General features: G+C 74.0%; 12 protein-coding genes. 8 read left to right on the top strand and 4 right to left on the bottom strand.

Annotation, left to right across the window (positions count from 1 at the left end; genetic code table 11):
* Window positions 1-53 precede the first annotated feature (53 nt).
* From BJP25_RS03445 to BJP25_RS03420, 6 genes are all read left to right on the top strand, one after another.
* Window positions 54-581 carry a peptidylprolyl isomerase gene (locus BJP25_RS03445; RefSeq protein ID WP_075973290.1) on the top strand — a complete coding sequence of 176 codons (528 nt, stop codon included), beginning with the start codon at window positions 54-56 and terminating at the stop codon, window positions 579-581.
* 188 nt (window positions 582-769) lie between these two features.
* Window positions 770-1,600, top strand: coding sequence for an alpha/beta fold hydrolase (locus tag BJP25_RS03440; RefSeq protein ID WP_075973289.1), 831 nt, complete (start codon window positions 770-772; stop codon window positions 1,598-1,600).
* Between the two features lie 153 nt (window positions 1,601-1,753).
* The gene (locus BJP25_RS03435) at window positions 1,754-2,326 is read left to right on the top strand and encodes a hypothetical protein (RefSeq protein WP_075973288.1); all 573 of its coding nucleotides are present in this window, start codon (window positions 1,754-1,756) and stop codon (window positions 2,324-2,326) included.
* 46 nt (window positions 2,327-2,372) lie between these two features.
* Window positions 2,373-3,209 (top strand): hypothetical protein, encoded by an 837-nt coding sequence (locus tag BJP25_RS03430; protein ID WP_075973287.1) that lies wholly within the window; start codon window positions 2,373-2,375, stop codon window positions 3,207-3,209.
* Window positions 3,210-3,284: 75 nt separating this feature from the next.
* Window positions 3,285-4,556 (top strand): hypothetical protein, encoded by a 1,272-nt coding sequence (locus tag BJP25_RS33975; RefSeq protein WP_233157891.1) that lies wholly within the window; start codon window positions 3,285-3,287, stop codon window positions 4,554-4,556.
* Window positions 4,557-4,676: 120 nt separating this feature from the next.
* Complete coding sequence (locus tag BJP25_RS03420; protein WP_075973285.1) at window positions 4,677-5,033, top strand: hypothetical protein; 357 nt, start codon at window positions 4,677-4,679, stop codon at window positions 5,031-5,033.
* Between the two features lie 45 nt (window positions 5,034-5,078).
* On the opposite strand, the gene BJP25_RS03415 is transcribed toward BJP25_RS03420, so the two are convergent.
* The 4 genes from BJP25_RS03415 to BJP25_RS03400 form a co-directional block, all read right to left on the bottom strand.
* Window positions 5,079-5,954 carry an SAM-dependent methyltransferase gene (locus BJP25_RS03415; protein ID WP_158075591.1) on the bottom strand — a complete coding sequence of 292 codons (876 nt, stop codon included), beginning with the start codon at window positions 5,952-5,954 and terminating at the stop codon, window positions 5,079-5,081.
* Window positions 5,955-6,077: 123 nt separating this feature from the next.
* Window positions 6,078-6,380, bottom strand: coding sequence for an STAS domain-containing protein (locus BJP25_RS03410; protein ID WP_075973284.1), 303 nt, complete (start codon window positions 6,378-6,380; stop codon window positions 6,078-6,080).
* Complete coding sequence (locus tag BJP25_RS03405) at window positions 6,380-10,510, bottom strand: SpoIIE family protein phosphatase (RefSeq protein WP_233157890.1); 4,131 nt, start codon at window positions 10,508-10,510, stop codon at window positions 6,380-6,382. Before BJP25_RS03405 ends, BJP25_RS03410 begins: the two co-directional genes overlap by 1 nt.
* Before the next feature lie 103 nt (window positions 10,511-10,613).
* Window positions 10,614-11,465, bottom strand: a complete 852-nt coding sequence (locus BJP25_RS03400; RefSeq protein ID WP_198943325.1) for a LysR family transcriptional regulator — start codon at window positions 11,463-11,465, stop codon at window positions 10,614-10,616.
* A gap of 80 nt (window positions 11,466-11,545) precedes the next feature.
* On the opposite strand from BJP25_RS03400, the gene BJP25_RS03395 reads away from it, so the two are divergent.
* A complete protein-coding gene (locus BJP25_RS03395; RefSeq protein ID WP_075973282.1) occupies window positions 11,546-12,004 on the top strand; it encodes a cupin domain-containing protein in 459 nt (152 codons plus the stop codon).
* Entirely contained in the window at window positions 11,998-12,363 is a 366-nt protein-coding gene (locus tag BJP25_RS03390) for a DoxX family protein (RefSeq protein WP_233157889.1), read from the top strand. Before BJP25_RS03395 ends, BJP25_RS03390 begins: the two co-directional genes overlap by 7 nt.
* Window positions 12,364-12,367 lie beyond the last annotated feature (4 nt).

Here is a 12,367-nt window from a genome sequence, read left to right as displayed (position 1 = left end):
GTGACGCGGCAACTAAGATCATCCGACCGATCGCCCACCACGGAAGGACCGCAATGGCAGACGAGCTGTTCGCGACGTTGAAGACCAACAGGGGTGACATCGTCATCAGGCTGCTGCCCGACCACGCCCCGAAGACGGTGAAGAACTTCGTGGAACTGGCCGAGGGCAGCAGGCAGTGGATCGACCCGAGCACCGGGCAGCCGAGCAACGCCCCGCTCTACGACGGGACGGTCTTCCACCGGGTGATCGAGGGGTTCATGATCCAGGGCGGTGACCCGCTCGGCAACGGGACCGGCGGCCCCGGGTACGAGTTCGCCGACGAGTTCCACCCCGACCTGGCGTTCACCAAGCCCCACCTGCTGGCCATGGCCAACGCCGGGCCGGGCACCAACGGCAGCCAGTTCTTCATCACGGTGGGCGCGACGACCTGGCTCACCGGCAAGCACACCATCTTCGGCGAGGTCGCCGACGACGCGAGCCGCGCGGTCGTCGACGCCATCGCCGCGACCGAGACCAACCCGCGCAACGACCGGCCCGTGCAGGACGTGGTGATCGAGAAGGTCGTGGTCGAGACCCGCTGAGGCGGCGAGCCCGGAACCGCCGGGTGACCGCCGCCCCGCGGCACCGCGGGGCGGCGGTCGCCGTCCACGGCCCGCCCCGGCCCGCGGGGCCGGACGACCCGCCGGGTGCCGACCACTACCCTGGTGATCGTCATCTCCGCCGCCGTCCGTCTCCGGTGGGAGCGGTCGGGATCGCAGGAAGGCCCCGTGTGGAGCACTCGATCGTGACCGTCGACGGGCAGCGCGTCGCCTACCTCGACAGCTCGCCCGCCCAGGCGCCCGCCGGTGCCCCGCCCGTGGTGCTGGTCCACGGGAACTCCTCGTCGACGCGGACCTGGCTGCCGTTGCTGCGCAGCGGCTTGGGCAGCAGCTTCCGGTGCCTCGCGCTGGACCTGCCGGGGCACGGCGGCTCCGAGCCCGTCCGCGACGAGGCCGGGTACTCCTTGCCGCGCTACGCCGCCCTGCTCACCGGCTTCGCGCGGGAACTCGACGTCTCCGGCGCGGTCTTCGTCGGCTGGAGCCTGGGCGGGCAGATCGTCCTGGAGGCCGCGCCCGGGCTGCCGGACGCGCGCGGTTTCGCCGTGTTCGGGACAGCCCCGATCGGCACGCCCGCGGACATGGCCGAGGCCTTCCTGCCTAACCCGGCCATGGGCGCGCTGTTCAGCGACGAGGTCAGCGAGGACGAGGCGCGGGTCGTCGCGGCGAGCTTCACCGCGCCGGGCTCCCCGCTCGACCTGTCGGAGTTCGTCGAGGACATCCTGGCCACCGACGGCGCCGCGCGCACCGGGCTGGCCGCCAGCGCGGGCGCGGGCCAGTTCGCCGACGAGTTCGCGATCCTGTCGGCGCTGCGCCTGCCGCTCGCGGTCCTGCACGGCGCCGAGGAACAGTTGATCAACTTCGACTACCTGCGCGGGCTCGACTTCCCCGCGCTGTGGCGGAACGCGGTGCAGGTGGTCCCTGGTGCGGGCCACGCCCCCCACCAGGAGGCGCCCGCGCGGTTCGCCGCGCTGCTGACCGAGTTCATCCTCGACGTGGGCTGAGGCCCCGCTCGCGCCTGGTCGTACCGGGCGCGCAACCCCCACGGCCCTCCTGCGGTGCCCCCACGGTCGCCTCCGGTGGCCTCGCCGGGCAGGTCGAGGCGACCGCATCCTGGGGTGGTCGTCCCCGGCGTGCGGGGCAGGAGGGGAGTTCCGGTGGATCCCTACGAGGTCGAGGCGCTGCTGCTGCGGGCCTTCACCCCCGAGGCCGTGGCGGAGATCGGGGAGGAGACGCGGGCGCGCGTCGGGTCGCTGGTCGACCGGACCTCCGAGCAGGACGTGCTCAGCGCGTTCGAGGGGGCGTTCGGTTCCGGGGTGGTGGACGCCCGGGTGGACGAGGTCACCCGGGTGGTGGACGACCTGGTGGACCGGGCGGACCGCGCCGAGCAGGTGGCGGCCGAGCAGCAGGCCGAGGACCAGCCGGAGGACGAACCGGCGGAGTCGGTCGACGAGGTGTTCGCCGCGCTCGGGGCGGCGGCCGGGGCCGACGTGGTGGAGGCGATCACCCCGCTGATGGACCAGGTCACCGCGGAGACGGTGTGGGAGGTGTGGGAGCAGATCAAGCCCATCATCCTCGCCGAGGTGGCCGAGAACCCCGCCCAGTGGCAGGGCGAGGCGGGCGCGAGCGCGCTCTGGACCGCGAGCTACCAGGCGCTGTGCGAGGCGCTGGAGGGCTACCTGGGCGCTGTCGGCGCCGAAGGCGGGTTCGCCGTCGACCTCACGTCGTGACGGCCCGCCCCCGATCCCGGTACCGATCCGCTGAGAGGAAACCCCGATGACCTCCGGACTCCCCCGCTTCACCGCCGCGTTCCGCGCCATCGGCGAGAACATCCGGCTGCGGCGCACCGCCTTCTGGACCGGCTCCGTGCGGTGGGACAGCTTCAAGCGCACGGCGTCGTTCTACGAGGACCGGCAGCTGCTCGGCGTCGGCTGGTCCCAGGTGGACAACCCGGCGCAGACCGACGAGGTGATGAAGCACCTGCACGCCCACCTCCCCGAGTGGAACGGCTTCCGCCAGCGCGTGTTCACCTACGTGCAGGCCGAGTTCGACCCGATCTACGGCGACCTGCGGGTGGCCGAGGGCGCCCGGGTCTACACCGAGGCCGAGCCGCTGGGGCAGCGCGAGTACCTGGAGCAGATCTTCGAGGCGTGCCCCGAGGGCAGCTACGGCTACTACGCCAAGTCGGGCCTGGCCCCGTTCAAGGCCGTGGTCGGCAACTTCGCCGCGGCCACCATCGACCAGTTCTTCGCCAGCCAGGTGCACTTCCTCAAGCAACCGATGTCCCCGCAGGTCAACGACATCATGTCGACGATGGAGACGAAGTACTGGGACACCCGCGAGGAGGCCATCGACTTCATCGCGGGCAAGGTCCTCGGCAAGGCGGGCCGGGAGCTGGGGGTGGCCACGCCCCAGTTCCTCGCTGAGCTGTGGCGGGGCAAGAGGGTGCCGGACCTGCCCGAGGGCGAGACCCTGGACCAGGACCAGCTCGCCGCCATCGCCGGGCAGTTGAACGACAAGATCACTGACCTCGACCTGCAAGCGGCCACCGCGTTCGCCAAGTCCCTCTACGACCAGATGACCGCGGACAACCGGCTGCGGGTCAAGGAGTAGCGGCCGCTCCGCAGCACCGGCTTTGAGTAGTTCAACGCATGCCCGCACCATTCGCCCCGTGCCACAGTTGGCGGTGTGGAGACTGGGGGATCTACCGCGCCCGAGAGGCGTGGGACCGGTGCCGCGCTGGCGCAGGTCGGCCTGGCCGGGGTCTGCGGGGCGGTCCTGGGACCGGTGGCGAGTGGTGTGCTGCTCGCGGCCGCGTTCGCGGGCCAGGGCGCGGTGCTGGCCGTCGGGGCCGTGCTCGCCGCCGTGGTCGTCGCCGTCCTCGTGGGCGTCGCCTCGATCGCGCCCGGGGAGTCCTGGGTGCGCGGCCGGGTGCTGTGGGCGTTGCTGGTCGCCGTCCTGGGGTTCACGCTGTGGGGTTTCGGGTGGGCGATCAGCGACGAGGCCGGGTTGGGCATCAGCGGTGACACCGGGGCGTGGCTGGTGTCGGGGGTGGTGCCGTTCGCGGTGGTGGCGGGGATGCTGCTGCGCTCGCGGGCCTTGGCCATCGGGTTCGCGGTGGTGTTCGTCGCGACCGGCGGGATCCTCCTGCACGCCTTGGCGCGGACCATGCCCCCCGAGGTCGACCAGCGCTTGGCCGTGGCCTCGGCGCAGCGCTTGGACTTCGCGGTGACCGACGTCCCCGGCTACCGCTCGGGGTTCGATTCCCGGGTCCAGCAGCTGATGCCCGTGGACACCGACCCCAACCCGCCCGACCCCTTCATCGTCCTGTACGACAGCGACAACCCCGGCAGCGCGGATTGCGACTACGACCCCGTCACCGCGGGCGGCTTCTACTCCCAGTCGTGCGAGGTCGAACGTCCGGGCTTGTTCTACCTGCGAGGGTGGGGGACCCACGCCTACGTCCTGCGCGTCCCGGGCAAGCAGTTCACCCTCACCGCCGCCACGACCCACGACCGCGCGTTCCTGCGTGGAGCGATCCTCACCGCGCGCGAGTCCTCCGCCCCCGGCACCTACACCGCAACCGTCCCCGGCTACTCCGGCGCCGCCACGCCTGGGCACAACGTCTTCACCCCCGACGACCCCAGCACCCTCCCCGGCGCGCGGAACATCACCGTGAGCGTGCGGGACGCCCACACGTGCACCTGCGAGTTCGAGTCACGCGACCTGCGCTACCGGCGCTTCCCGGACCACCAGGAGTACACGAAGCCCGCGGGTGCCAGGGAGATCCTGGTGTGGGGTGGCCCCGCGGTGGACCGCGACCTCCTGCGCACCGCCGCGCGGAACGCGCACCCGGCCACCGACGACGAACTGCTCGACCTGCTGCCCCCGCTGCCGCCTGCGCATGGCCACTCCCCCATGATCCCCGTCCGCAAGCTCGCCACCGCCCTGTTCGGCTGACAGCCCGGGACGCCGCGCGGGCCGGTCCAGCTGCTGGTCGCTGGTGGAAATGGCTGGTAGGCGAGGCTGGGCGATCGGTAGGCTGCGGCGCCGGTCCAGTCTTCGAGCAGGGGGTGCGCGGTGGTCCAGGAACAGACGTCGACCACTGTGCTGTGGCGGCCCACCGGGCCGGAGGAGCTGGAGCTGGTCCGGCGGTCCGGGTGGCGGGCGTGGCCGCCCCGGTTGCCCGAGCAGCCCATCTTCTACCCGGTGTTGAACGAGGAGTACGCGGTCAAGATCGCCCGCGAGTGGAACGTGCCGCACAGCGGGGTCGGGTACGTGACGCGGTTCCGGGTGGAGTCGGAGTTCCTGCGGCGCTACCCGGTGCAGCAGGCCGGGGGTCGGACGATCCTGGAGCTGTGGGTCCCGGCCGAGGAGCTGGACGAGTTCAACGCGCACCTGGTCGGGCTGATCGAGGTCGTGCACGAGTTCCGGTGAGCGCCGCGGGCGCATCCCGCCGCGGGGCGGGGTGCGCCCGCGGGGTCAGGTCTTGTCGACGGTGGTCCAGTGGAAGTCGACGAAGCCGTCCTCGGGGCCGGGGCCGCCGCCGTGCCTGGTGCCGTGCTCCATCGACGGCACGCAGCTCCCGCGCCACCCGGTCGCCGCCAGGACGTCCAGTGAGGACGGTCGGGGTTCGGTGTTGAACAGGGCGGCGATGTCGAGCCCGAGCCGGTTCTTGATCTCGACGTAGGCGGCGCCCGCCTCGCCGTGGGGGCGGTGACCCGGGATGCTCTCGAAGCAGAAGGCGCTGCCCGGGGACGCCAGCGAGTCGACGGCGGTGAGGATCGCGCGCTCGGCGGCGGCCGAGAGGTAGGGGAACAGGCCTTCCGCCAACCAGGCGGACGGGCGCGTCGGGTCGAACCCCGCCGCGCGCAGCGGGCCCGCCCACGCGCCGCGCAGGTCGACGCCGACGAAGTTCAGCGACGCGGCGGGGCTCGCCGCCATGCCCGCCAAGGCGCGGCGCTTGAACTCCAGCACGTCGGGCAGGTCCAGTTCGTACACCGCGCAGTCCTCGGGCAGGTCCAGCCGCACGGCCCGGGAGTCCAGGCCCGCCCCGAGCACGACCACCTGCCGCGCGCCGCAGGCCACGCGGTCGACCACGAAGTCGTCGAACACCCGGGTGCGCAGGTCGAAGAAGCGGTAGCACCGGCCCCACAGCGGATCGCGGTCGCCGCCGACGACCTGGTCGAAGCGGGTGGGCACCGCCACCGGGGTCGGCACCGCCCGGACGAAGCGCTCGGCGTAGTCGTCGCGGGACAGGCTGCCGGGGCGGCTCGCCGCGATCGCCCGGGCAGCGGCCACGATCACGGCGGTCAGCCCGACGCCCGTGGTGATCCCCGGCCGGTCCAGTGTGGTCACCCTTGCTCCCCTCGCGCGCCGCCCCCGGCGGGTCGGCCGGGGCAGGCTACTCCCCCGGGCCAGACGTGAAGGCCCGGCGCCGGGGTCGGCTGTCCGTCCTGGTGGGAGCGCGGGTGCCGGGGGTCAGCCGGGTTGGTCGATGGTGGCCAGTTCGGCAAGGCCGCTGATGGTGAGGATGGGCATGAGGAGGGGGCCCGCGACCAGGCGGAGGTCGTCGACGTGGGTGAACAGGGTGTGGATGGCCCCGCTGTCGAGGAAGTCGACCTGGCGCAGGTCGAGGGTGAGCGGGTGCGGGGCCGCGGTGGTGATGGCGTCGGTGAGGGCGCGGGTGAACGTGGCGTTGTTGCTCAGGTCGACCTCACCCTCGGCGACGAGGGTGGTGGCGCCGTCGGTGGTGCGGGTGGTGAGGGTGAGCGGGGTGGGCATCAGGCGATCCTCGTGTGGAGGTGGACGGTGGTGCCGGTGGTGTCCGACTCGATCGTGACGTCGTTCATCAGCGCCCGCATGAGGGTGATGCCCCGGCCGCGGTGCGGGTTCTGCTGGGGGTTGGGGAGCTTCCAGCTGCCGGTGTCGGTGACGGTGATGTGCAGGGCGTCGATCAGGGCGGCGGCGCGCAGCAGGACGCGGCCGCCGGGGGACTCGCGGTGGCCGTGCTCGATGGCGTTGGTGACGGCCTCCCCGGCGGCGACCAGGATGTTCTGGACCTGCACGGGGTCCAGCCCGCAGCGGTTCAGCCACCCGCGCAGCGCGCCGCGGGCCGGGGCGATGTCCTCGGCGTCGGCGGTGAGGTCCATGTGCAGCGGCGCCGGGTGCCGGTAGAGCAGCAGGGCGACGTCGTCCTCGTAGCCGTCGGCCGGGGCCAGCCGGGACATGAGCCGGTCGGCCAGTTCCTCCGGTGACTCCGCGCGCCCGGCGGCGACCAGGTCGCCCGCGCGGGCGATCCCCTCGTCCAGCGGGCTGCGCCTGCGCTCGACGAGGCCGTCGGTGTAGAGCAGCAGGGTCGAGCGCGGCGGCAGGACGACCCTGGCCGCCGGGCGCGGGCGGCCGGGGCGCAGGCCGAGCGGGATCGTGCTCGCCTCCTGCAGGGTCGTGGTGGTGCTGTCGGCGTGCACCACCACCGGGGGCGGGTGCCCGGCGCCGGAGTAGACCAGCTCGCCGGTCTCCGGGTCGAGCACCGCGCAGAACGCCGTGGTGCACTTGGCCCCGGTGAGCCGGGAGGCGAACCGGTCCATGCCCGCGAGCGCGGCGCTGGGGTCGGGGTGCTCCAGCAGCAGCGCGCGGCAGGCGCTGCGCAGCTGCCCCATCACGGTGGCGGCCGCCAGGCCGTGCCCGACGCAGTCCCCCACCACCAGGCCGATGCGCCCGTCGTCGAGGTCGATCACGTCGTACCAGTCGCCGCCGACCTGCAGGGGGCTGGTGGCGGGCTGGTAGCGCACGGCGAAGCCGATCGGCAGGCGCTGCGGGCCGAGGATGGCGTGCTGGAGCGCCAGCGCGGTCTCGCGCTGCTGGTCGAGGGCGTGCATGCGGGCGAGCCCCTGGCCGAGCCGCCCGGCCAGCATCGTCAGCAGCGTCTGGTCCTCCGGGGTGAACGGGCGCTGCTCGGCCAGCTCGACCCACACCGCCAGCACGCCGCGGGGGTGCTGCACGGCGATGCTCGCCGCGCTCGCGCCGCTGGTGGTGGCGGTGAGCAGGTCGCCGCGGCGGTGCTCGCCGATGGCCGCGCGGACCTCGTCGGGCAGGTCGACCCACCGGGTACCACTGCCCGCGCCCACCACCTCCGGCTCCGGCGGGTGCTCCCCCGGCGCCTCGTCCCCGGGCAGCACGACGGCCAGGACCCGGCGCGCCTGCCACGTCCCGCGCAGCGCCGCGACCGCCCCGGCCAGCGCTTCGGCGGTGGTGTCGGCCTGGGCGAGCTGGCTGTTGAGCGCGGCCAGCGCGCCCTGGCGCTGCACCGCGTAGTGCTCGGCGGTGGTGTCGCGGAAGGTGCCCACGGTGATCCGGCGGCCGGTGTCGGGGTCCTCGGCGTCGTTGAAGCTCGCGGTGACCCACAGCCGGTGCCCGTCGCGGTGGGTGACGGGGATGGTGTAGCTGCCGTGCTCGGCGGCCATCAGCAGCGCGAAGGCGTCGGCGACCTCGTCGTGCTGCTCGGGGTCGGTGTCCGGGTCCGGCCACCACGGGTGGGTCGGCCGGTAGGGCAGGCCCTCCGGGCCGTAGCCCAGGATGTCGGTGAAGGCGGAGTTGATCTCGATGACGGCGCCGTCCTCGTCGCAGACGAAGAACGCCTCCTGCAGCGAGTCGACCAGGGCGGTGCGCCAGCGGGCGTGGTGGGCGCGCAGCCGCGACAGCTCCACCGTGGAGCGCACCCTGGCCAGCAGCTCGGCGGCGGCGAACGGCTTGACCAGGTAGTCGTCGGCACCCGCGCGGAAGCCCTCGATGGAGGCCTCCTGCCCGGCCCGCGCCGACAGCAGCAGCACCGGGACCGCGGCGGTGCGCGCGTCCCCGCGCAGCGCCCCGACCAGGGCCAACCCGTCCAGGCCCGGCATCATCACGTCGCTGACCACCAGGTCCGGCTGCTCGGCGCGGACGGCCTCCAGCGCCCGCAGGCCGTCGACGACGGCCTCGACCTGGTAGCCCGCGCCGCGCAACAGCCTGCCCAGGTAGTCGCGCATGTCGGCGTTGTCGTCGGCGATGAGCACCCGCACCGGCGCCCCCGACTCCGGCGCGTCCGGGCCCAGCGGCACCTCGGGCTCGGCGCCCGCCCCGGGCAGCCAGCGCAGCGCCTCCTGGACGTACTGCTCGCCGGTCTCGCCGGTGCGCGCGGGGCGCTCGGCGGGGGCGGTGGCGTCCGCGGGCAGGTGCGCGGTGCCGAAGGGCAGCCGGATGGTGAAGGTCGTCCCCGCGCCCTCGGTGCTCTCGGCGGTGATGGTGCCCCCGTGCAGGTCCACCAGCTCGCGCACCAGGGCCAGCCCGATGCCGCTGCCCTCGTGCGAGCGCGCGCGGGAGTTCTCGATGCGGTGGAAGCGCTCGAACAGCCGGGGCATCTCGGCCTCGGGCACGCCGACGCCGGTGTCGCGCACGGTGACCACCGCGTGCGCGCCGTCGCGGCGGGCGGTGACGGCGACCTCGCCGTCGAAGGTGAACTTGAGCGCGTTGGACAGCAGGTTGAAGACGATCTTCTCCCACATGTCCTGGTCGAGGTGGACGGGCTCGCCCAGTGGCGCGCAGTCCACGGTGAACCGCAGGCCCGCGGCCTCCACCGCCGAGCGGAACACGCTGGCCAGGTCGGCGGTGGCCGCGGCGAGGTCGGTCGGGGCGTAGCTGGCCCGCATCCGGCCCGCCTCGATGCGGGAGAAGTCGAGCAGGGTGGTGACCAGCTTGCTCAGCCGCAGCCCGTTGCGGTGCACCACGTCCAGTTCGGTCCTGGCCCGCTGGTCGAGCCCGGTGTCCTCGCGGGCGCGCAGCTCGGCCACCGGGCCCATGATCAGCGTGAGCGGGGTGCGGAACTCGTGGCTGATGTTGGAGAAGAACGTGGTCTTGGCCCGGTCGAGCGCGGCGAGCTCCTCGGCGCGGCGCTGCTGGGCCTGGAAGCTGCGCGCGCTGACGATGCCGGTCGCGATGTGCCCGGCGACCAGCTCCAGGAAGCCCCGGTAGGCCCCGTCCAGCTCGCGGTAGCGGTTGAGCCCGGCGACGAGGAACCCGAACGGCGCCGCGCCCTGCTGGCGCAGCGGCACCACCAGCGCCCGCACCGCGGGTTCCGCCCAGTCCCCGCGCGGCGGGTCGGGGAACCGGTCGGGGTCGAGGTCGAGCAGCACCGACTGCCCGTCCTGGACCTCCGCCACCGGCCACGCGCCGGGGTCGCTGGTCAGCGCCCGGGTGGCCCCGATGCCCGAGGACCCGGTGGGCACCGCGGTGCCCGCCTCGTCGAACAGGTAGGTCGCGGCGAAGGGCAGGTCGCGCAGGTTGCGCCCGAGCTGCTGGTCGGTGAAGGCCAGCACCTGCCGCTCGCTGCGCAGCACGCTGTAGTCCGAGCCCAGGTCGCGCAGGGTGGCCATCCGCCGCTCGCTGATCACCCGCTCGGTGTCCTCGCTGACCACGCACAGCATGCCGACGACCTGGTCCTCGTCGTCCTGCAGCGGGCTGTAGGAGAACGTGTGGTAGCTCTCCTCCACGTACCCGGAGCGCTCCAGGAACAGCAGCAGCGCCTCGTCCCAGGTCGCCTGGCCGGTGTCGAGCACCGAGGCCACCCGCGGCCCGATGTCGCCCCAGATCTCCGCCCACACCTCCCGGGCGGGCCTGCCCAGCGCCCACGGGTACTTGCGGCCCAGGGTGTCGCGCCGGTAGGCGTCGTTGCAGAAGAACGTCAGCTCCGGGCCCCAGGCCATCCACATGGGGAACCGCGAGGACAGCAGGATGCTCACCGTCGTGCGCAGGCTCTGCGGCCAGCCGTCGGGGGCGCCCAGCGGGGTGGCCGCCCAGTCCACCCGCACCAGGTCCCGGCCGATCCGCGGGTCCGCGGCGAACACGTCCGGCACCGGCCCGTCCTCCGGTGTGGCCACAACGTCATCAGAGCGCACCGGACTCCTCATCTCCGCCACCGCACCGGCCCGGCCATCCTACGGAACCGGAGCCCGTCCCACCGGCGCGCGGGGGCGGGCCGGTTCAGCCCCGGTAGGCGGTGGCGGCGAGCCGGGCGAAGGAGCGCACCAGCGGGTTCGCGTCGTCGGCGTTCCAGGCGAGCACCACGCGGCTGGGCGCCATGTCGACCACCGGCACGAAGGTGAGCCCGGCCACCTGCTCGTGCCCCAGTGGCGCCATGCCGACCGTGCCGTTCCACAGGACGGCCTGCTGGCACTCGTGCACCGCGCGCACCACGGGCCCCCGGCGCGGCCGCCCACCGTTCCAGTAGGACTGCCACCGGGGGTCGGTGCCCTCGGGGAAGACGAACCAGTCGCGGTCGGCCAGGTCGGCCAGGTGCAGGGCGCCGCGCCCGGCCAGCGGGTCGTCGGTGCGCAGCACGGCGCCCACCGGGTCCGCGCGCAGCTCCCGCACGACCAGCCCGGTCTCGTCGAACGGGGCCCGGGTCAGCGCGACGTCGACGAGGCGGGCCCGCAGGCCGCAGGTGGGGTCGGTCAGGTCGGTCTCGCGGACGGTGACCTCGACGTGCGGGTACCCGCGGCGGTAGTCGCCCGCGAGGCGGGTGACACCGGGGTCGGTCGTGTCGCCCAAGAGGCCGACGACGATGCCCGCGTCCCCGGCCGCGGCGGCCACCCGCGCCCGCACCCGGTCGGCCTGCTCCAGCAGGGCGCGGGCCTCGGGCAGCAGCACCGCCCCGGCGGCGGTCAGCGCCACCCCGGCGGGCGAGCGGTCGAACAGCGCGGCGCCGACCTCGGCCTCCAGCCGCCGCACGGCCCGGCTCAGCGGCGGCTGGCTCATGTGCAGCCGGGCCGCGGCCCGCCCGAAGTGCAGCTCCTCGGCGACGGCGAGGAAGTAGCGCAGCGTGCGGAGCTCCACGCTGCGACGATACCGAGCGGGCATCGGCCGACCAGAACAGGTCTTGGACACCCCGGGCGCCGCGGCCGTTCGATGGGGGCGTGGACAACTCGAACCCCGTCTCCATCACCGGCCCGGACGACGGCGAGGTCATCGCCCTGGGCCCCACCCGCATGCGCGTCCTGGAGGACGGCAGCACCACCGGCCACCGCCTCGGCATCGCGGAGTCCGTCCTCGCCCCGCGCACCCCCGGCCCCCGCCAGCACCGCCACGCCGAGCACGACGAGAGCTTCTACGTCATCTCCGGCACCATCCGGTTCACCGTCGGGGACCAGGACCACGACGCCACCCCCGGCACCCTGGTGGTGGTCCCGCCCGGGGCACCGCACACCTTCGCCAACACCACCGACGAACCCGCCGTCATGCTCAGCACGTTCACCCCCCAGCGGTACGTGCAGTACTTCCGCGACCTCCAGGCGATCATCGCCCGCGACGGCGTGCTGACCCCCGAGGCGAACGCCGAGGTGATGCGCCGCTACGCCACCGAGCCGGTGTGGTGACCGCCGCGTACTGGGTGCTCGCCACCCTGCTGGCCCTGTTCTACCTCTACGCCGGCGCCGCCAAGGTGGCCCGGACCCGCGACCAGCTGCGACCGGTGATGGCGTGGGTGGACACCACCCCGATGCCGGTCGTGCGGGCGCTCGGCGTGCTGGAGGCCCTAGGCGCGGTCGGGCTGGTCCTCCCCCCGCTCAGCGGGATCGCGCCGTGGCTGGCCCTGGCCGCCGCCCTCGGGTTCGCGCTGCTCCAGGTCGGCGCCACCGCCGTCCACCTGCGGATGGGCGATCGCCAGGTCACCCTCAACACCACCCTCCTGCTCGCCGCGGCGGCGACGGCCTGGCTGTCGACCACCTGGCTGTGACCGA

The sequence above is a fragment of the Actinokineospora bangkokensis genome (assembly GCF_001940455.1).
GTDB lineage: Bacteria > Actinomycetota > Actinomycetes > Mycobacteriales > Pseudonocardiaceae > Actinokineospora > Actinokineospora bangkokensis.
The sequence above is the reverse complement of the archived record's forward strand: the minus strand, read 5'-3'. Positions and strand labels throughout refer to the sequence as shown.

Excerpts from the sequence above, each read along its gene's own strand:
- BJP25_RS03445 (WP_075973290.1), top strand. The coding sequence starts at position 54 with ATGGCAGACGAGCTGTTCGCGACGTTGAAGACCAACAGGGGTGACATC.
- BJP25_RS03430 (WP_075973287.1), top strand. The coding sequence starts at position 2,373 with ATGACCTCCGGACTCCCCCGCTTCACCGCCGCGTTCCGCGCCATCGGC.
- BJP25_RS03410 (WP_075973284.1), bottom strand. The coding sequence starts at position 6,380 with ATGCCCACCCCGCTCACCCTCACCACCCGCACCACCGACGGCGCCACC.